The organism is Clostridium sp. UBA3061 (assembly GCF_002367465.1).
Lineage (GTDB): Bacteria > Bacillota > Clostridia > Clostridiales > Clostridiaceae > Clostridium_J > Clostridium_J sulfidigenes.
On sequence record NZ_DFCF01000010.1, the window covers coordinates 44,527 to 64,341 of the forward strand.

At 29.9% G+C, this 19,815-nt stretch carries 19 protein-coding genes; 6 read left to right on the forward strand and 13 right to left on the reverse strand.

The window, feature by feature from the left end:
• The first annotated feature begins 57 nt into the window (after positions 1 to 57).
• From B2P65_RS07820 to B2P65_RS07830, 3 genes are all read left to right on the forward strand, one after another.
• Positions 58 to 954 carry a YafY family protein gene (locus B2P65_RS07820; protein WP_346879939.1) on the forward strand — a complete coding sequence of 299 codons (897 nt, stop codon included), beginning with the start codon at positions 58 to 60 and terminating at the stop codon, positions 952 to 954.
• Between the two features lie 66 nt (positions 955 to 1,020).
• A complete protein-coding gene (locus B2P65_RS07825) occupies positions 1,021 to 1,461 on the forward strand; it encodes a GyrI-like domain-containing protein (RefSeq protein ID WP_346879940.1) in 441 nt (146 codons plus the stop codon).
• Positions 1,462 to 1,641: 180 nt separating this feature from the next.
• Positions 1,642 to 2,634 carry a choloylglycine hydrolase family protein gene (locus B2P65_RS07830; RefSeq protein WP_346879941.1) on the forward strand — a complete coding sequence of 331 codons (993 nt, stop codon included), beginning with the start codon at positions 1,642 to 1,644 and terminating at the stop codon, positions 2,632 to 2,634.
• Positions 2,635 to 2,762: 128 nt separating this feature from the next.
• Here B2P65_RS07830 and B2P65_RS07835 read toward each other — a convergent pair whose 3' ends face one another.
• The 3 genes from B2P65_RS07835 to B2P65_RS07845 form a co-directional block, all read right to left on the reverse strand.
• A complete protein-coding gene (locus tag B2P65_RS07835) occupies positions 2,763 to 3,650 on the reverse strand; it encodes a hypothetical protein (RefSeq protein ID WP_346879942.1) in 888 nt (295 codons plus the stop codon).
• Between the two features lie 409 nt (positions 3,651 to 4,059).
• A complete protein-coding gene (locus tag B2P65_RS07840) occupies positions 4,060 to 4,539 on the reverse strand; it encodes a DNA-deoxyinosine glycosylase (RefSeq protein WP_346879943.1) in 480 nt (159 codons plus the stop codon).
• A gap of 56 nt (positions 4,540 to 4,595) precedes the next feature.
• A complete protein-coding gene (locus tag B2P65_RS07845) occupies positions 4,596 to 4,949 on the reverse strand; it encodes a winged helix-turn-helix transcriptional regulator (protein WP_035134068.1) in 354 nt (117 codons plus the stop codon).
• 177 nt (positions 4,950 to 5,126) lie between these two features.
• On the opposite strand from B2P65_RS07845, the gene B2P65_RS07850 reads away from it, so the two are divergent.
• Positions 5,127 to 5,780, forward strand: a complete 654-nt coding sequence (locus B2P65_RS07850) for an oxygen-insensitive NAD(P)H-dependent nitroreductase NfsB (protein ID WP_035134070.1) — start codon at positions 5,127 to 5,129, stop codon at positions 5,778 to 5,780.
• A 138-nt stretch (positions 5,781 to 5,918) separates the two neighbouring features.
• On the opposite strand, the gene B2P65_RS07855 is transcribed toward B2P65_RS07850, so the two are convergent.
• Positions 5,919 to 6,788 (reverse strand): methionyl aminopeptidase, encoded by an 870-nt coding sequence (locus B2P65_RS07855; protein WP_346880104.1) that lies wholly within the window; start codon positions 6,786 to 6,788, stop codon positions 5,919 to 5,921.
• 32 nt (positions 6,789 to 6,820) lie between these two features.
• Entirely contained in the window at positions 6,821 to 7,501 is a 681-nt protein-coding gene (locus B2P65_RS07860; protein ID WP_346879944.1) for a DUF5680 domain-containing protein, read from the reverse strand.
• A gap of 378 nt (positions 7,502 to 7,879) precedes the next feature.
• On the opposite strand from B2P65_RS07860, the gene B2P65_RS07865 reads away from it, so the two are divergent.
• Complete coding sequence (locus B2P65_RS07865; protein WP_346846719.1) at positions 7,880 to 8,473, forward strand: ATP-dependent Clp protease proteolytic subunit; 594 nt, start codon at positions 7,880 to 7,882, stop codon at positions 8,471 to 8,473.
• Between the two features lie 200 nt (positions 8,474 to 8,673).
• On the opposite strand, the gene B2P65_RS07870 is transcribed toward B2P65_RS07865, so the two are convergent.
• The 4 genes from B2P65_RS07870 to B2P65_RS07885 form a co-directional block, all read right to left on the reverse strand.
• Positions 8,674 to 9,855, reverse strand: coding sequence for a GNAT family N-acetyltransferase (locus tag B2P65_RS07870; RefSeq protein ID WP_346879945.1), 1,182 nt, complete (start codon positions 9,853 to 9,855; stop codon positions 8,674 to 8,676).
• 638 nt (positions 9,856 to 10,493) lie between these two features.
• Complete coding sequence (locus tag B2P65_RS07875; protein WP_346846717.1) at positions 10,494 to 11,192, reverse strand: LiaF transmembrane domain-containing protein; 699 nt, start codon at positions 11,190 to 11,192, stop codon at positions 10,494 to 10,496.
• Position 11,193: 1 nt separating this feature from the next.
• The gene (locus B2P65_RS07880; RefSeq protein WP_346846716.1) at positions 11,194 to 11,649 is read right to left on the reverse strand and encodes a LytTR family DNA-binding domain-containing protein; all 456 of its coding nucleotides are present in this window, start codon (positions 11,647 to 11,649) and stop codon (positions 11,194 to 11,196) included.
• Between the two features lie 306 nt (positions 11,650 to 11,955).
• Positions 11,956 to 13,236 (reverse strand): serine hydrolase domain-containing protein, encoded by a 1,281-nt coding sequence (locus B2P65_RS07885; RefSeq protein WP_346846715.1) that lies wholly within the window; start codon positions 13,234 to 13,236, stop codon positions 11,956 to 11,958.
• A gap of 407 nt (positions 13,237 to 13,643) precedes the next feature.
• Here B2P65_RS07885 and B2P65_RS07890 point away from each other — a divergent pair, with 407 nt between their 5' ends.
• The gene (locus B2P65_RS07890; protein ID WP_346876856.1) at positions 13,644 to 15,731 is read left to right on the forward strand and encodes a peptidoglycan-binding protein; all 2,088 of its coding nucleotides are present in this window, start codon (positions 13,644 to 13,646) and stop codon (positions 15,729 to 15,731) included.
• A gap of 307 nt (positions 15,732 to 16,038) precedes the next feature.
• Here the strand turns inward: B2P65_RS07890 and B2P65_RS07895 are convergent, their stop codons facing one another.
• The 4 genes from B2P65_RS07895 to B2P65_RS07910 form a co-directional block, all read right to left on the reverse strand.
• Positions 16,039 to 16,524 carry a hypothetical protein gene (locus B2P65_RS07895; protein WP_346846713.1) on the reverse strand — a complete coding sequence of 162 codons (486 nt, stop codon included), beginning with the start codon at positions 16,522 to 16,524 and terminating at the stop codon, positions 16,039 to 16,041.
• A gap of 129 nt (positions 16,525 to 16,653) precedes the next feature.
• Positions 16,654 to 17,817: a MerR family transcriptional regulator gene (locus B2P65_RS07900; protein ID WP_346879946.1), complete on the reverse strand. Its 1,164-nt coding sequence runs from the start codon at positions 17,815 to 17,817 to the stop codon at positions 16,654 to 16,656.
• A gap of 379 nt (positions 17,818 to 18,196) precedes the next feature.
• Positions 18,197 to 19,051, reverse strand: coding sequence for a DUF6544 family protein (locus tag B2P65_RS07905; RefSeq protein WP_346879947.1), 855 nt, complete (start codon positions 19,049 to 19,051; stop codon positions 18,197 to 18,199).
• On the reverse strand, positions 19,035 to 19,502 hold the full coding sequence (locus B2P65_RS07910) for a MarR family transcriptional regulator (RefSeq protein ID WP_346846710.1): 468 nt from the start codon (positions 19,500 to 19,502) through the stop codon (positions 19,035 to 19,037). The genes B2P65_RS07905 and B2P65_RS07910 overlap by 17 nt, the downstream gene beginning before the upstream one ends.
• Positions 19,503 to 19,815: the final 313 nt, after the last annotated feature.

The window sequence follows — 19,815 nt, forward strand, 5'->3', positions numbered from 1 at the left end:
ATAAATATGACATAGTGATGTCATGTTCATGTGCTATAATATGATAGAGGTGAAAATATGCAAATCAACCGAATGTTTGAAATAATATATATACTTCTTGATAAAAAAACTGTTACGGCAAGAGAACTTGCAGAGAAGTTTGAAGTTTCTAGTAGAACCATTTATCGTGATATTGAAACATTATCATCAGCAGGTATTCCTGTTTATATGACCAAAGGCAAAGGTGGCGGAATATCTATTTTAGATGAATTTGTGCTGAACAAAGCTGTATTAACCGAAGAAGAAAAGTCTGATATTTTATCCTCACTACAAGCAGTTGGTGCAATCAATTTTAATGAAACAGATTCTGCATTACAAAAATTAGGCAGCCTATTTGGAGAGAATAACTCCGATTGGATTGAAGTGGATTTTTCATCCTGGTACAATTCAGAGAACGAATCTAAATTCTTTAATGATATTAAATCAGCAATCCTATCTAAGAAAATAATGAGTTTTACTTATTCAAGCGGAAAAGGCGAAAGAACTACACGAGATGTAGAACCTTTAAAGCTTTGTTTTAAAGGTATGGCACGTTATTTATATGCCTATTGTACTTTAAGGCAGGATTTTCGATTTTTCAAACTAAGTCGTATAAAGGATATTGTGGTTACAGATAAACATTTTCATCGAAAAGTTATGGAACCTATATTTAAGAAGGACAACATGTTTAATGAGCAATATATCACTTTGAAATTAAAACTGTCTCCCCAAATGGCTTTTCGAGTATATGACGAGTTTGATAATTATACTAAAGAAGTTGACGACAGTTTTATAACTGAAACAATTTATCCTATGGGTGAATGGCTATTTCCTTATATAGCTTCTTTTGGTAGCCATTGCGAGGTATTAGAACCATTGGACATAAGAAACTCCATAAAAGAAGAAATACAAAAAATGATGAACAATTATTTATAATATGACATACTGTTGACATATTATTTGATTTATTATAAATATATCAAATATATGGAGGTAGTTAAAATGAACTATGAAATTGTAAATCTTGAAGAAAAAATTATTGTTGGTGTAAGTGTGACAACGAGCAACGAAGACCCTAAAATGGGTGAGAAAATCGGCAAGCTTTGGGTTGATTTATATCAAAGTGGTATCAATGCAAACATCAAGAATAAGGTAAATGAATATGCAATTGGACTTTATTCCGATTATACAGAAAACAGTTATCTTGTTACCGCAGGCAACGAAGTATCAAAATCAGAAAACAGTGAGTTTACAACAAAAATCATTCCTGCGGGGAAATATGCAAAATTCTCTGTCCATGGACACATGGAAACAGCAGTAGCAAAAGCTTGGGACAAAATTTGGAAAATGGACTTAGACAGAAGCTTTACAGGTGACTTTGAGGAATACCTAAATAGTGACTTTGAAAATGCAGATATTGATATTTATATAGCATTAAAATAACAGTGATAAGATTCATCATATTTAGCTAATTAAGTTAATTCTACTGAGTTGCAACATTCCAGTGATCTAAATAAACTAAGTATCGTAACTTTAACATATTCTAAACATATATTATAATATTATAAAAATTATAAAGTTGTAAATACTATAGTATAGATATATAAAAAAGAAGGTGTAGATATGTGTACAGCGTTTACTTTAAAATCTTTACAGATGGAAAATTTGTTTTGTAGGACTATGGATTTTTCTTACGATATAGAACCTGGATTTTTTATAATACCTAGAAATAACCCATGGTATAATCCTATTACCATGAAAAAGCATAATGATTGCTATAACTTTATAGGTATCGGGCAAGAAGCTGATAATGTGCTAGGCTTTTTTGATGGGGTAAATGAAAGAGGCTTTGCTGCCGCAGCTCTATACTTTGCGGGTTATGCCGATTATGATATACCAGTAGAGGATAAGAATAAAGAGCCTATTGCATCATTGGATTTTCTACATTATATTTTAGGGCGGTGTGCTTCAGTAGATGAACTAGGTATGATACTGAAAAATATATGTGTCATAGGTCTTCCCGATCCTGTTACTAAAACGGCTGCTCCTCTTCATTGGATTGCAACTGATAAAAGTGGTAAATGTGTAGTTATTGAGCAAACAAGAAATGGGCTTGAGATATTTGATAATCCTATAGGAGTTATGACTAATAGTCCAGATTTTATGTGGCATATGACTAATCTAAGAAATTATATGGAATTATCTACAATCCAAGAAAAGAAAACCTGTTGGGAGAATGTTGAGTTAACACCCTTTGGTCAGGCTGGTGGAACAATGTTATTACCTGGTGGATACACCTCTCCAGAACGATTTGTTAGAACAGCCTTTCTAAAAACCCATAGTCAAGTACCTAAAGATAGAGTCGATGCAATAATGACTTGTTTCCACATTGTGGAGAGTGTTTCAATTCCAAGGGGAATTGTTCTTACAGATAAAGGTACTTGTGATTACACTAAATATACTGCATTTATAAACACAAACACCTGTGAATATTATTTTAAAACCTATGATAACAGTCAAATAGCGACTACAAGACTAATTAGTGATTATAAGAATTGTACACATCCTATTTTCCTAGGTAATTTAAAACGTCCTGTTACCTTTGAAAAGCTTTAGAATTTGTTTTTTTGCCCTACCTAATACCTTTGGTAGAACAGATTCTACCTAAACTTGAAAGGTCTAAACCTATCCCATTAATGGTGTAAGTTTAGGCCTCTTTCCTTTTCTAATTAATAGCGCTCTTACTATTCCCTTTCATCTGCACCACCATACAATTCCAAATTGTGTAAACTACTATGAACTTTCCTTTTATAACAGTTAGTTTTTATTAAGGTTTCAGATAAATAACAGCTTAAACTAACTAGCAATATATCAATACCAAGTCTTAGAAGTGTATCAATAAACGCCCCCGAAAATATAATTGGGATAAAAATAAGAAAGGCAAACCAATTAATCCCGAATATTGTAATCCCAAATTTTATTGCACCTAAAGGCTTTGATTGTGATTTAGTAGTATTACCTAATAATAGATATACGATACCTATACATGTACCCATTAATAAAGTCCAAATAAAAGTAAAATAAGGTCTTTTCTCATAACCTGAATCTATAATTTTTGTAAAATAGAAAAAGTAACGTCCAAATAAAAAGATTATAGAAAAAATGAAAATAGATAAAAATATGTTACCGCTATTAAAAGGCCTCTTCTTTTGTTTAATATGACTGGAGTCACTTGTAAATTTACCTAATAATAATCCCATCAATACTATCGGTGCAGCATCACAAATTCCCATTACAATTTCATGTGTTAAAGTATTACCCGATAAAGAAACACCTTCCATCATACCCCATAACCACAATAAACCTATTGCACTACCATATCGCAGTCCTTTTCCAATCTTTATTCCTAGAATTTTATCTTCATATCTATAAAACACATAGGCTACACTGGAAAAAGCAACCAGAATCCATACCGTAGCTGCTCCAACAGCTCCAATAGTTTTAACAAGAAAACTGAAGTTTGCAATTTTAGGAAAAGGACTAATCTCCGAAGTTATTCCATGAAGTGTCATATCAAGTATAGAACAAATAATAACTATAGCTATATATTTTATTAATTTAACAATTTTCATTTAAGCTCCTCCTTTATTATAATTGATATTTATAATATTACTCCTTCATCTTTTTCAATTTTATTATTCTATTTATAACAATGTACCTTTTGTCTTGATATTGCTTTACCTTATCCTTATTATTTAAATTTAATCAATAACATCTTTATTGTATCACCTCACTCTCCACTGCTCAATAAATCTATACCATATTAACAAAATATTCCCTTTATTTAGCATGTACCTACAATAAAAAAACAGCAGAATTCTAAAATTCTACTGCTTCTACATATTCCTTATTATCTGCTTGAATATCCCTCCTTGATTTTAGATGTGGTTGGCAAACCTACTTCTATTTATCAAAGAGGGTTCTTTTTTTCTACTTATAGCTAAAAGCTTTTTGAACCACCAGTATAACCAGTGGTATTCATTAAACAATCACTTGCCATTCTTCTATTAACTTATCAAGACTATATCTTGCATTTGCAGGACTAGTTGATGGAAGTTTAATAGCTTCTATTCCTGTTTTTTTTAATGAATATTTATTATAAGGTTGATATGCCTTGCCACCATTAACATATATCTTTTTAATATTGCTATTATCTAAAATACTAGTTAAATCTGATGGGACTACATTTTTAATACTAGAATCACTTGAACCTATGATATCACAAGAAGCTATTGTATCCCATATTGCAATATTATTTTCTAATAACATTTTCTTTTTTTCCTCAATAGTTCTATATTCAGAGCATCGAGTTATTGCTCCAATAACTTTCCAAAATCTATTTTGTGGATGACCATAATAAAAATCCACCTCTCTTGATTTAACAGATGGCAATGTTCCTAAAATAAGAATTTTTGAATTTTTATCAAATACAGCTTCAAAGGTATGCTCTACATGCTTCATAACTCTCTCCTTTATAATTAACTTTTAAAATTATTATTATCAATTTTACTTAAAAGCTATTTATCATTATTTAATCTTATTAATTGTTCTTTTCCCCACTTAAATAACATTTCCATTATAGGTATTAATGATTTTCCATATTCAGTTAAAGTATATTCTACCTTTGGCGGAATCTCTTCATAAACTTCCTTATGTATTATGTTATCACTAACTAACTCTTTCAACTGATTACTTAACATTTTATCTGTAATTCCACTTACAGCTCTTTTTAATTCACCATATCTCATAACTTCACTATCATAAATATGCCATAAAATAACTAGTTTCCATTTCCCTGATATCTGAGTCATTGCAAATTCCATAGGGCACAGTTCACTACAATTTTTTATTTCTATTTCTTTATTATTCATACAACTCTCCTTTTTGATATCACTATCCTTTTAGATAGTACTTACTTTTAAGTGCATACTTGTTCATATAACAGTATGTTGATATTATTATAGCATACAAGGGCGGCAAACAAGTAAGCCTTTGAAAATTTATAAAATTAATATAAACTATTTTTGAATTAAAAGGAGATATATAATATGAACTTAATAGAAATAATGGAAAGACGTTACTCAACTAAAAAATTTGATAATACAAGAAAAATTTCAGCAGAAGATATGAAACAAATTAAAGAACTTTTAAGACTTAGTGCTTCAAGCGTTAATACTCAACCATGGCATTTTATAATAGCTTCAAGTGAAGAAGGGAAAAAACAAATAAGCAAAAGTACTCAAGGATTCTACGCTTTTAATGATGAAAAAGTACTTACTGCATCAGATATAGTTGTACTTTGTGCAAGAACTTCAATGGATGAAGATTACTTACAACATATCTTAGAAAAAGAAGATCAAGATGGACGTTTTGCTAACGAAGAAATCAAAAATGGTATGCATGGAGGACGTAGTACATTTGTTAACTTCCATAAAAATGACTACAATGACTTACAATATTGGATGGATAAACAAGTTTACTTAAATATGGGTAGCTTATTACTTGGTTCTGCTGCTCTTGGAATAGATGCAGTACCTATGGAAGGATTTGATGTTAAAGTTTTAAATGAAGAATTAGGATTAACTGAAAAAGGATTCACCGCTGTAGCATTAGTTCCTTTAGGATACAAAGCTAATGATGATTTCAATGCACAATTACCTAAATCAAGACTTTCTGAAGAAGAAGTATTTACTACAATTTAATTAATTATCCCCTCATTAATATAACTTACTCTAGATTTAAAGAAAGCTAATACAAAAGATTCCCCATTATTTTATTAGCTTTCTTTTATAATAGATTTCATTTTACGTTTCTTTTCCTACAGGCTTTTATCACATGATCTATCTAGCAATTATTTCTATTCCATCTTCAGTTACAAGAATTGTGTGCTCCCATTGTGCTGAAAGAGAATCGTCATCGGTAAGAACAGTCCACCCGTCATCTTCATCTATAAATATTTCATTACTTCCAGCATTTATCATTGGTTCAATGGTAAATACCATACCAGGTACTAAAACCATACCTGTTCCTCTTTTTCCCAAATGAGAAACAAATGGTTCTTCATGAATATCTAAGCCTACTCCATGTCCACCGAATTCTCTAACTACTGAATAACCATTACTTTCTGCATATTCTTGAATTGCAGCTCCAATATCTCCTAAGAATCCCCAAGGTTTAACTGCTTCTAAGCCTTTATTCAAACATTCTTTAGTTACTTCAACCAATTTCCTAGCTTCTTCATCTACTTCACCAATCATAAACATCCTTGATGCATCTGAGTAATATCCATTAAGTATAGTTGTTGCATCAACATTTACAATATCACCATTCTTTAGAATTACATCTTTACTAGGTATTCCATGGCACACCACATTATTTATTGATACACAAATACTTTTAGGAAATCCATCATAATTAAGAGTGGCTGGAATTCCTCCATTGGATACTGTATATTCATGTGCCAATTTATTTATTTCTTCTGTTGTCATGCCTTCCTTAATGGTTTCACTAATTAAGTCTAAAAGACCATTATTAATCTCAGCACTCTTTTTTATTCCTTCAATTTGCTCTTTTGTTTTTATAAGGTTTCTAGTTGGTACTATATGACCTTTTCTTTTCAAATTGCTTAACTTTTCATCAAATTCTAAATGACAGTTTTTATATTTCAATCCACTTCTGCACCAACATAAATCATTTCTGTTTAATTTCATAATCATATTCATCCCTCTTATATTTATTTTAACTATTTAATTGTTCCTCCATGGAAATAACATTCATAAACCTTGATATGATCAAAGTATATTTCCTCATGTCCTTGAAACCATTTAAATTCTCCATTTATTATACAATGATATTTATACTGGCCATTTTGATAAATAACAGGACCTCTATATGGATTCTCCTTAGTTACTAAACTCAAAACTTCCTTCAAAAAACTCCCTGAAAATCTTTCATCTAAAACTCTCCCAATATAATTCATTGACCAAAATGGAATATCATCTTGCCATAGTGCTTCCTCTCCTGCGAACCTCTCTCCACCTATATATGTATCTATATATTTTAAAGTTCCTTCTGTATATTCTAAATCATGAGAATTTGGTCTTGAAGATTCACTCTCTGTCCCCTCTCCAGCATATGTAGCTTTTTTAGCCCTACATAAGAAATCAATTATATTTTCATTTATATGATTATCGCTATGCTCTTCTATACATAAGCGGCAATTTTCTTCATAATCATTAACTAGTTTATCAATGCTTACTTTAAAATAATCACTTAGTGCAATCAGTCTAGCTATATCGGGATAAGATTGACCCACTTCCCATTTTGCAACTGCTTGCCTTGATATCCCTAAAACTTCAGCTAACTTTTCTTGTGATAGACCCTTTGCTTTTCTAAGTGTTTGCAATTGTTCTTGAAAACTCATTGTTTAATCACCTCTTGTATAAGTATACTGATAATATTATCATCCTTCTACCAATTAAGTATAACAAATTTGACAACCTAAAGTTGCTTTAAATAAAAAGGTAATTTTAATACTGCTAAATCATATCTTTCCTATTACTTTTATAATATATATTTAGTTACTATAATTTACCGGTTTTTTTAAACAATATTGTAAAAAAATTAAATTAGTGTTAGTATAGTTATTACTAAAACAAATATAGTAAATTATAAAAACGGATTCATAATATAGTCGCAATTTTTTCGTATTAATCAATTTAAATCCAACTACTAGGTTATAGAAATATACAGCTATATATTCATAACTTAAATATATTTAAGATTAGAGGAGGAAAATAATATGATTTTTTATAGTAAAGAGAGCGAAAAAGAGGAAATTTCAAAAGACACACCCAATATAGTCATGGAAAAATTATTGAAATCAAGAACTATAGTTATTTCTGGTGAGATTAATCAATCTTTAGCAGAAAAAGTAGTTACTCAACTTTTAATCCTTGAAGAAATGGGAAATGACCCTATTAAAATATTTATAAATAGTCAAGGAGGGCATGTTGAAGCTGGAGATACAATACATGATATGATAAAGTTCATTACCCCAAAAGTTATAATGATAGGTACAGGTTGGGTAGCAAGTGCTGGTATAACAATTTATCTTGCAGCTGATAAAGAAAATAGATATTCTCTTCCTAATACAAGATATATGATTCATCAACCATTAGGAGGATTTAATGGTCCAGCTACAGACATCGGTATTGAAGCTGAAGAAATATTAAGAGTTCGTAAAAGAATTAATAAAATTATAAGTGAAGCTACTGGTCAACCACTAGAAAGAGTTGAAAAAGACACTGATAGAAACTATTGGTTAAGTTCTGATGATGCTATAACATATGGTATAGTCAATAAAATAATATCAAATCATTCTGATTTGAAGTAATTTACAGAGCTTTTTTCACAGGCTCCATAGATCCTTTAAAAGTTTAATTTAGGAATTATAAAAACCTCAGTTATATCTGAGGTTTTTCCTTTATATTCCATTATTTTTCTCAACATATTGAACTAACTTAATTCCTTTATTCATTTCTACCACTCTACCTTTTGTATTGATATTATTTCGCCTTATCCTTTAACATTTAATCAATCCCATTGACCTGGGAATCTTAATTTTTGTAGTTTGGGGAATTTTTTATTATATTCTTCAACTTCTACCTTAGGTAGATTTTCAAAAACCTCCGATTCGTAGAATTTTCCTTTTATACCTTTCATACTATCTTCTGCTAATTCAATTCCCATAAATGCATCAAAGTTTTTACCATCAGCAGTGGTAATATTAAAATTATCACAGGTTTTAAATCCTATTCGAGGATAATAATCCGGTTCTCCAAAAATTACAATACCTTTATACCCTTTATTTGTAGCTAGCTTCATTGTTTCCCTTAATAACAGCTCACCAACTCCACTTCCTTGCCATTTAGGCTCTACACAAAGAGGACCAAAGGTTATAATTTCATGGGTATCTACACCATCAACAATCTTTGCCTTTGAATACATTATACATCCTATTACTTTACCATCCTTTACTGCTATTCTGCTGAGCTCTGGAAGATAGTCTTTATGCTTACGTAATTTATGCACTAGGTAATGTTCGTCACAGCCAAGATGATGTTTGTTCCAAAAAGCATGCTGTGTCATCAGCTCCACATTGTACCAATCATCCTCTGTTTCCATTCTAATTTCTACCTCTTCACCATTTAACTTTTTCTTTTCTTCTGGAAACCATCCAAATTCTAATCTAACTTCTTTTCTTTGTAAATCATTATTCCTATAGCAGCAAGCATCCATACCAATCAAAGTAAATCCTTCATGCTGATAAAAATCCACTGCATTAACATTGCAAGACTGTGTTTCTAGTATAATAGCTCTACGACGTTCTCTTCTTGCTTGTTCCTTTACAACCTGAATTAATGCATGACCTATTCCATTCTTTTGATATTCTTCTGCTACCCAAAGTTCTGTAATTCTTAGACGATTAGACCATAGTTCTTGATCTGTTTCAATTGCAGCAATTAATTTATCTTTAACTAACACTCCCCAAGCATAAGCATTCTCCCAGTGGTCTTCATATAACTTATCTGGAAAATCATACTCTTCTGGTGTATGGGTTACTGGCTCGCTAAAGTCTTTCTTTTCTATATCAATAGTAAAGCCTTTATCCGTTTCATTTACTACAACATCATAATATTTATCTGTAGTATAACCTATCGGGATTATAGTTTCCTTCCATTTATCCTTTGCTAAATGTATAATTTCATATTCCATAGTATTTACCCCCAACTTTTCATACTTTCAATTATATTTATTTTCTATGTTTTTTTAAGTCCTATTCTTCTAATTAATTCAACAATCGCTGTATAACATATTATTAACATGTACATTAATCGTACTGCTAAGTGTAGGTTTGGGAGAAAAATTACTATAAATCCTAGAACACATACGACATACATAGAAATTATAATATTATTCATAATCCACATAAAATATATCAATGCTATTATGCTAATTAAACTTAATATATAAAATAAAATTCTCAATTTCGTATATTCTTTCTTGGTTAAAGTATTTAGTAAAATATTAATAAACCTTGATGTTTCCACATCAGGATTATTTTTTTCTTTATAGTGTACCTGTAACAATAAATCCATTAACCCTACCCCTTATAATGTATTATATGTAAACTATATACATATACAATTATGTTGTCAAGAAAATTTTTAAGGTAGCAAAACATATTGTGTTCCTAATTACCTAGTTTTATAGTACTTTTAGCTAGAGCAATTTTTCATTCTAGCTAAAAAACAGATTTACCTATAGTACACGCTTCTCCCTAACAGTTATAAGACATACTATTTAAAATATAATACCTATGCATAGAGTGCATAGGTATTATATTTATTTATTTAGATATAAATTATTTCTACTCCTGAAAAATCTATACATCCACATATAGTTAGAATATTATCTGCTGTTCCTTCATTTCTATTTTTTTCAGTTATTGCACTAAAAGATGTAGTAGATATATTTTCAACAGTCCAATTTCTAGGTATATATAACTCTACACCAGAAAAAAAAGCTTCTATATTAACATATCCTTTTCCTTCATAAAGAACAGCATTATCAAAATACACTTTCATTGCTCCAAAGCTACACTTTAAATCTGCTTGTTCAAATTTATCTGTATTTATATACTTAATACTTCCAGCAAATGAGGTCTTTAACTTTATATGACTTTCATCTTCCGTATCAATAGTATTAAATTTAGAAGAATCCCAATTACTTTTTCTGCGAGACCACTTAGGATGTTTATTAAAAACCATAGAAAGACCGACACTTCCAAGTAATGCTGCTATTAATACTGTCCATGGAGTGATAGCTGTTATACCAAGCTGTTCATCATAATCAATACAAATGAGTGCTATTGGGAATAAAATGCCTGCGAAATTAGCTTTTAATACACTCTTTATAATGATACCAACTAAGAAAATTGTAAATAAAATTGTAAAAATATTTGTATCTGAAAAATATCCAAGTTTATAGATAATTAAAGCAATTCCACATAGTATAAGAGAAAGTCCTCCCGAAAGTCTACTGTTATCCATTTTATCTCCTCTTTTCTAATAATTTATTTTTTAGTGGTTTATAATAATATCTTGAAACATACACCTGTTTGTGAGTATTTTGAAATTCGACCTTACTTGATGATGATAGACTATGTGTTATGGAGTAAATATGATTTGTATTTAGAATTGTTGATTTTGAAACTCGCATAAAATATCCTGGCAAAAACTCTTCAAGTTCGTAAAGCTTGTATTTCACGTTATATATATTGTCTATAGTATGTGCACAAACCCTATTTCCTTCAGTTTCAAAAAATATTATTTCTTCCAAAGAAAGATAATATTCGGTATCACCTCTATAAAAAGTTATACATTTCTTGCATGATAGCATATCGTGAAACATAATTTGAATATTTTTAATGTCTTCATTAAGTTCACTACATCTAATAATAACTTCATTTTCGCTTATTTTATTATCTACCTCAATTCGTATTTTCATATTTTCACTCCCCATATTTTTATTATATTAACTATTTTTTCCCTTGTAAATATAACAACAGTAAGTGGTTAGTTATTGTCTATAAGTGGTATGTTTTTATACATATGTTATATTAAAATATATAAAATAAGAAGTTTATCTGTATTGATATAGAAGTTACCCTATTGCTAAAATACTTGTTCCAGGTAAATAGAAAACATTTTAAATTTAAAAAAGCAGCCTTTTTCAGACTGCTTTTTTGAATTCTAAACAAGCAATTTATATTTTTATATGAAATAATTCTCTTTAAGCTTTGAAGTGTATCAATTATTGTTTTTTAGCTCCCCAAAAGTACATTTCTCCATTCTTGTTTTTATAAAAGGCATAACTCTCATCAATCCAAGTATGATGAAATTCAGTTTCTGATATTGGATACATGGGTATAATATATTCATCATCTAGAACAAAAAACATTTTTTCTTTGGCCCTTCCAACAGTGAGTTTCTCGCCGTCCCCTTTATATATCCCTATATATTCTTCATATATTTTGGAATCTAAAGCATATTCGAGTGGTCTACTTGGAAATTGATATTCCTCTTGAAACATTATAGCAGCAAGAATATCTGTAATACGCCAAACTGCTGTAAATCCATAATTACTTAATACAATAATACTTACTTGTTCATTGATGTATCTGTCAAATCCAGTTGTGAACCCCAATCCACCGCCGTCGTGACTTATCCTCTTGCGTCCGTACATTTCATCTATAAACCATCCATATCCATAATCATTATCCTCAGTTCCTCTTTCTCCGGAATTTGCATATGGTGAAAATATAGTATTCAGTGTTTCCTCTGAAACAAGGCCTCCATTATATAAAGCTTGATCCCATATTAGCATGTCCTCAACTGTAGAATAGATTTCCCCTGATCCAAATGTTACATCCATGTTTACATAATCAGTATGGATTAAATCATTATCATTTAGATAATACCCATTAGCTAGCCCTGGTATAATTGCTTTATTTTTTTCAATACCAGTATTCTTCATATTTAAAGGCTGAAAAATGTTCTTACTTAAAAACTCATCATAGGTCACACTTGAAACATTTTCAATAATACATGCAAGCAAATAGTATCCGTAATTAGAGTAATTCCACCTTTCCCCTGGCTCACACAAAAGAGGTTTATCTTTAAATATATTAAACATATCTTCATGTGTATGCTTTGATTTACTATACATTATTGGAAAGTTTGGTCCAAATAAATATTGAAGACCGGAAGTATGAGTTAAAAGATGATGTATAGTTATTCTTTTATCAAATTGATGAAATTCAGGAAAATAATTAGTAATGCTTTCATTAACATCTAATAAGCCTTTTTCTTGTAACATCATCACTGCTATAGCGGTAAATTGTTTTGTTATAGAACAAATTCTAAACTTTGTTTGTGATGTATTGGGAATACTATGTTCTATAGAAGCCTTTCCATAGCCTTTTTTAATGATAGTCTCACCCTTTTCAGCTACTAATATGGAACCACTAAATGCCCATGTATTGCAGTATAATTCCATAAAATCATTTATTTTTGTTGCTAGTAAACTGTTCATTACTATACTCCTTACTTACATTCTTTATTTTTTAGTTCTATTTAATATAATTTTAGAGTTAATAAAATTATATTACAATAGTAGAAAATATTTCTATATCATTTTTTACATAAAGCTACCACCTATTATAAGAGTAGTAGCTTTAACCTAAAAATTTCTATCATAATTTTCTCCTTTATGTATTAATACTCTTATTTTTAAATGTATAAGACTTAATAATACCTTTCTTGTATCACCCTAATCTTTATCCCTCAATGAACAAATATCAATTTAGGCAGTCTTATCCTTTAGGACAGTTTAGCATTAATAGCTGATTACAATATAATTATTTTTTATACCGCAATGTGACAGTATCAAAACAAATATCCATCAATATAATATATTAGAGTAATATTTAGTGGTGTAAAATGGGAAAAGGATATATAATAGTTCAACTTTCAAAAGAACAAGAAGCCTTACCTATCACAAGTGCAAAGATAAAAATTAGAGATCAAAAAACAAAAGAGGTTATTTTTGAGACAGACAGTGGTGTAGATGAAAGTGGCAGAAGTGAGATTATTGAGTTAGATGCTCCCGATAAAAATTTGTCATTAGAACCAATGAATAAAACATATATTCCTTATGCTAGATATGATGTGTTAGTAACCGCAGAAGGATATAATAATGTACTAATAGAAGGTGTTAGTATTTTTGATGAAACTACTTCTATTCAAAATGTATCATTAACTGAGATAGTTAAAGTTGGTGCAGCTGCATTTTACAACACAACGGAAAATAGGATTGTTATACCTCCTCATCAATTATTATTGGATGTTCAAAGAGATCAGAAAACTGGAGTGTTATCTCAACCTTTTGTATTAAGAGAAGTATATATACCAGAGTATATTACAGTACACCTTGGAGCTCCTAGTGCATGGGCGCAAAATGTCACTGTCAGGTTTGTAGATTATATTAAAAATGTTGCTTCCAGTGAAATTTACCCAACATGGCCTGAAGAATCCCTAAGAGCCAATATTTATGCACAAATAACCTTTGCTCTTAACAGAGTTTATACAGAATGGTATGTAAGTAGAGGTTATTCATTTCAAATAACAAATTCTACAGCCTATGATCAATACTTTGTACCTGGTAGAAACATATTTGAAAATATAAGCAAAATTGTAGATTCTATTTTTAATGAATATTTTTCTATAGTTAATAGCAGAGCGCCATATTTCACACAATATTGCAATGGTACAACATCTAGGTGTAATGGGCTGTCTCAATGGGGAACTGTAGACCTAGCAAATGCTGGTAGAAATGCTTTTGAAATACTACAGTATTATTATGGTAATGATAAAATACTAAAAAGAACTCCAATTATTGCAGGTTTAGTAGAATCATATCCTGGATCAGCAATAAGGATCAACGATAGAAATTCCAATGTAACTATAATACAACAACAGTTAAATAGAATATCACAAAATTATCCTGCTATCCCTAAGCTAATTCCAGATGGAATCTTTGGACCTAACACTGAAGCATCCGTTAAAGTATTTCAAAGAATATTTAATTTAGTTCAAGATGGAATAGTGGGAAGAGCAACCTGGTATAAATTATCAGCAATTTATACTGCTGTAAAAAGATTAGCTGAATTAGATCAAGAAGCAGAAGAAAATATGATTATTGAAGAATTAGATGGAAGTTTTGATGGAGATTATCCATTAGGAGGATTAAAATATGGTTCTAAAGGAGGAAAAGTAAGGGAGCTACAAGTATATTTAAGTACCCTAGCAGAGGCTTATGGATTAAAGAAAAATGCTATAACTGGTATTTTTGATTATGAAACTCTGGAAACCTTAATGGAATTTCAAAAGGCATTTAATTTGCCTATTTTAAAATCAGTTGATAGAAGGCTTTGGAATACTATATACTGTGCCTATGTAGATTTAGAAGACATTTACTCAGTAGAGGACTTAACTAGATATCCAGGGTATGTTTTAAGGAAAAATTTTAGCAATAAAGATGTAAGAAGACTTAAAACAATGCTTAGAAAGATATCTACATTATATAAAGAGATACCAGAAGTTAATGTTGATAGAGATTTTGATGGAAGAACACAAAATGCTGTGTTAAGATTTCAAAGAACCTTTGGATTAGTTCAAAATGGCGAGGTGGATATTAATACTTGGAGGAATATTGTATTTGTATATTTGGCATTAGACTCTGGTAGGGATATAAATACCTCAGATATTCTTTTCCCATTCCCATTTGAACTAAAACTTGGAGATAACAATGGGTATGTTGCTGTTCTTAAAGAGTATATGAATGTTTTAGCTAAAAACGGATATAACATAAGAATTCTACCTATAGATAATATATTTGACTTAGCAACGGAAAGAAATGTTAAGAGTCTTCAAAAGGTATTTGACCTAAGGAGAACTGGAGTTGTGGATAGAATAACCTGGGAAAAAATCGCATCAACCTATAACGACTTCTTCACTGGTAGAAGGTAAGGTCCATTCTTAAAATTTATATAGCTATGGAAAAACAGCTAACTTCAACAAAAAGAGAGTAGGTAAATTTGTATTTACACAAATTTACCTACTCTCTCTTAACCTAAATTAAACTTTAATAAAATTATAATCTTCTGATTGGGAAAATAAATATAATTGTCCTATACCCTGCTTCTCTAGCAAGCTGCATTGTTGTTTCTAATAATAAACCACCAATACCTGTGTTCTGTAAATCAGTTTCCACACAAAGTGGTCCAAAGGTTATCACATCATAAGTTTCTTTATCATTAACAACTTCGTGCTTTGTTTATCTATCATATTTCATTCTTAGCTTAATTGGTATAAATGTTTCCATCTGTGCCCATCCCTGTGCCTTGATAATATCCTTAGGAGTAATAATATGTCCCATACTATAATGATTATTGCGTTCATCCAATTCAAACAATTCTGATTTATTAATGTATTCTATAGCCTCATTATACAATTTACTACTCATTTCTTCATCGCCGTCTCTATATGTGTAAGTAAGATAATACCCGCCATCAAAGTCAACTACATCGTTACTACCGCTATCCATGTCATCATTTAGCGCCCACCACCAAACCATACCTTGTTCGACAGGATCAAAAAATAAAAAATCTCGTGGCATAAAGTCATCTCGTGGTAATGGCTTAATATCAGAAAAATATGCATCAAACTTTCCCAATATTCCTTCTGCAGAAAAATCAAAATTTTTATCAACCCCTGATGAAGCAGCTTTAAACGGTGGTAATGAAACAATTCTAAATTTCATAATTCCATCTCCTTGTATATATTACAAAAATTTTATTTTACCTAATTATAACATATATCCTAGCGCCAATATACGTTAATACTTGTAACCTTCTTTCTATATGGCAAATCCTTCATAGTTTTTAATTCATTACTTACTATTTTCAGCATAAAACTTTAAAGCTTCCCCCATAAATTTAGATGCTCCACTTCCATATTGTTTATCAATGGCTTTTATCCATGTGGAATTTGATAAATAAAGCTCTGCTGTATAACCCCAATGATTCTCTCCCTCATCTACTTTGTAAAATTCTTGACTTTTTTTAGTTGCATCTGATATTTCTTCAACAATTTGTTGAACCTCTTTTGAATAAGGATCTTTACTTAAGTCAGATGCAAGCTTTTTATATAGTTCTTCTAATTTAGGCTGCTTATCTCCCAAATAATTTTTTAGAGCTTCTCCGATAAATTTAGATGCACCATTTCCATATTTCTTATCCACTTCTTCTATCCACTTAGGATATACCAAATAAATTTGCACCATATAGTACCAATGATCATCCCCATTATCCATTTTGAAAATTTCATAATCTTTTTTAGCTATATCTGTTATTTCTTCAGCAATTTCTTGAATCTCCTTTGAATAAGGATCCTTACTTAAGTCAGATGTAAGCTTCTTAAATAGTTCTTTTAATTTAGGGTGCTTACCTTCCAAGGAATCTCTTTTAAACTCATCATATTGTTCTGCTAAAGTAAACGTAGCACTATTGTTAAGATTTTTCTTTAAAGCCGTAGCATATTTTTCAATACTTCCATATTTCTTTATAGCCATTTTAGCAATTTCATCTTCCTTAGATTTAAATTTTTCAATATGGTCATTATATTTATCTACACTACCATAAATTTCACTTACCTTATCCTCGTGTTCTGTTTTAAATTCTTCCAATACATTAAAATATTCATTCATATCAAATTCTTTAAAATTCATTGTGCTTTCTCCTTTTAAGGTTTTATTTATAAGCTCTATTAAACCATTCAATCTTTTTCTTTTTAAAATAAGCAACTTTTTCTGATTTTTTAGTGCTTGCATTTTATCAAAATATGGACTCATCATTATCTCTTTAACATCTTTTAAAGGTATATCAAGCTCTTTGAAAAATAAAATTTGCTGCAGAGTTTTAAGAGCTTCATCATCATAAAGTCTATATCCTGCCTCTGTAATTTCACTTGGTTTTAATAATCCTATTTCATCATAGTAATGTAATGCACGCACACTTACTCCTGTCAAATCCGAAACTTGTTTTACTGTTCTCATTGCTACACCTCAAAGTTTGATTTTACAGCTATCAATATTATCTAATACTCAGCCGGCTGTGAGTTTTTGTTAATATACTCAAGTTATATTTTTATATTACACTATGACGTGGTGTTAGAGTCAACGCTTTACAAAAGAATTTACACACTCTTTAGTTTTCTTGTTTTTAAACTTTAAGCAAAGAAATCTCATGAGAAAAGAGGCTGTGACAAAGTATTTTCATACTTTTGTCACAACCTCTGTTTCACAAATCTGTCTACTCTCACCTATATTTGAACCTCTAATGTAAAACTTATAATATTATATTTTCATATAACAATTTTAGTAAAAGGGTTTCCACCTATAGATTCAAACCATATCTACTGTAACTACCAATCTACTAATAGAATGTATATTCTATATCAGTACCATCAAAATATATTATATCTTCATTATCAAAATGCCACTTAGATTTTAATCTATTAGGTAATAGTAAATCACCATTATTCTTATAATCTTCATATAGCGCAGACCATTTTCTATGTTCTAATCTTCCATCATTATAGATAAGTGCTCTATCATCAGTTGTAAATTCAACAAGCTCTCCACTATCTAAGAATTTATAAATTCCACTTGCCTTTATGTTATCATACGTTATTGATACACCCACTGTATTTTTATCTATTTCTTTTATGTCTACATCTCCACTTAATAACTGTGACGGCATAAATATAATTTCGGCAAGCCAGGTCACCAAGGCTGCTTTATTCATTTCTTCCCCGCGTTGATTGAATAGAGTAATATTTTTTGCTACTACTCCCTTCATCCCACCTTCACCATTAATAAATGAGTCCAAGCCTTGAAATGGTATGCCATAAAGTGATGAATCTATAAAAGCAAATCTAGCTGGAACATCTCCAAAAATATGTTCTGAATAATTTATTTTCAATGTTTTATTCATCTCTATATTTACAAAATCGGCATCCTTAAAATTAAAACTCACATGGTTACTACTAACCTTATTAACTAGCTTAGTATAGCTATAAAAATTCTGCATGGATTGTGGTAAATCCTCCAATGTATATTTAGCAGCTTTTTTATTTTCATTAATATTTTCTTCACTTGCAACTAAATAATCCTTAAAGTTTGTTTTTAATCTTGAATAAGGTACATTGAAATAAATAACTAATATAGATACTAATAATAAAATTATGCCTAAAATTAACCCCATTTTTTTCTTAACTCTCCTCTTCATTTTGTTTCTCCAATACCATAATATTTTTCTCTAATTGCTTTATTCCTTTAAATACACCTAATAACATTTCTTCATCAAAATCTGCAAACAAATTTTCAATATACTTTTCTTCACTTTCCATTCTTTGTTCAAAATAGTCTGTACAGTACTTTGTTAATTCTAATCTTTGTATTCTACCATCCTCTTTATCCTTAACTATTACTAAGAAGCCTCTTCTTTCTAATATACTAGCCATCTTTTTAACATTCTGTCTTGAAGTCCCCATTCTTTCCGCAGTCATTGAAATTGTTGGAGCTTCATATTTAAAGCTAGCTATAATAGCAATTAAAAACCATTGCTTTGTAGATATATTAGAATCGAATTTATCTCCTAGTAGTTGTAATTTATTAGATAAAGCAAATATACCTCCATATATATAAGCTTCCATTTTCTTTTCCTCTTTTTTATCCACTATTCATCACACTCCATAAAAATTATATTCACCAATATTTATTGTAACTTAAAAGTAACTGATTACATATATAATTATACGTAACCAGTTACCTTTATGTCAATACTTACAAAAAGATAATAGATACTTACCTATTATCTCTTATTTTCCATATTTAAATGATTTGTAATAACAATTATTCTTCATATTTGAATATATTAAATCCTACCTTCGAAATAGGAAAACCTCTGAAATACCCATAAACAGAACAACTATTTGACTAGCATTCCTGCTATATAATTAAAATTAAATATATATATTTATAAAAATATGA

Bases quoted from the DNA above. Each gene is read 5' to 3' on its own strand.
- B2P65_RS07900 (WP_346879946.1), bottom strand. From the start codon at position 17,817: ATGAGAACAGTAAAACAAGTTTCGGATTTGACAGGAGTAAGTGTGCGT.
- B2P65_RS07870 (WP_346879945.1), bottom strand. From the start codon at position 9,855: ATGGAATATGAAATTATACATTTAGCAAAGGATAAATGGAAGGAAACT.
- B2P65_RS07845 (WP_035134068.1), bottom strand. From the start codon at position 4,949: ATGAATAATAAAGAAATAGAAATAAAAAATTGTAGTGAACTGTGCCCT.
- B2P65_RS07865 (WP_346846719.1), top strand. From the start codon at position 7,880: ATGATTTTTTATAGTAAAGAGAGCGAAAAAGAGGAAATTTCAAAAGAC.
- B2P65_RS07835 (WP_346879942.1), bottom strand. From the start codon at position 3,650: ATGAAAATTGTTAAATTAATAAAATATATAGCTATAGTTATTATTTGT.
- B2P65_RS07875 (WP_346846717.1), bottom strand. From the start codon at position 11,192: ATGGATAACAGTAGACTTTCGGGAGGACTTTCTCTTATACTATGTGGA.
- B2P65_RS07840 (WP_346879943.1), bottom strand. From the start codon at position 4,539: ATGAAGCATGTAGAGCATACCTTTGAAGCTGTATTTGATAAAAATTCA.
- B2P65_RS07895 (WP_346846713.1), bottom strand. From the start codon at position 16,524: ATGAAATTTAGAATTGTTTCATTACCACCGTTTAAAGCTGCTTCATCA.
- B2P65_RS07825 (WP_346879940.1), top strand. From the start codon at position 1,021: ATGAACTATGAAATTGTAAATCTTGAAGAAAAAATTATTGTTGGTGTA.
- B2P65_RS07885 (WP_346846715.1), bottom strand. From the start codon at position 13,236: ATGAACAGTTTACTAGCAACAAAAATAAATGATTTTATGGAATTATAC.
- B2P65_RS07905 (WP_346879947.1), bottom strand. From the start codon at position 19,051: ATGAAGAGGAGAGTTAAGAAAAAAATGGGGTTAATTTTAGGCATAATT.
- B2P65_RS07855 (WP_346880104.1), bottom strand. From the start codon at position 6,788: ATGAAATTAAACAGAAATGATTTATGTTGGTGCAGAAGTGGATTGAAA.
- B2P65_RS07890 (WP_346876856.1), top strand. From the start codon at position 13,644: ATGGGAAAAGGATATATAATAGTTCAACTTTCAAAAGAACAAGAAGCC.
- B2P65_RS07830 (WP_346879941.1), top strand. From the start codon at position 1,642: ATGTGTACAGCGTTTACTTTAAAATCTTTACAGATGGAAAATTTGTTT.
- B2P65_RS07860 (WP_346879944.1), bottom strand. From the start codon at position 7,501: ATGAGTTTTCAAGAACAATTGCAAACACTTAGAAAAGCAAAGGGTCTA.
- B2P65_RS07880 (WP_346846716.1), bottom strand. From the start codon at position 11,649: ATGAAAATACGAATTGAGGTAGATAATAAAATAAGCGAAAATGAAGTT.
- B2P65_RS07820 (WP_346879939.1), top strand. From the start codon at position 58: ATGCAAATCAACCGAATGTTTGAAATAATATATATACTTCTTGATAAA.
- B2P65_RS07850 (WP_035134070.1), top strand. From the start codon at position 5,127: ATGAACTTAATAGAAATAATGGAAAGACGTTACTCAACTAAAAAATTT.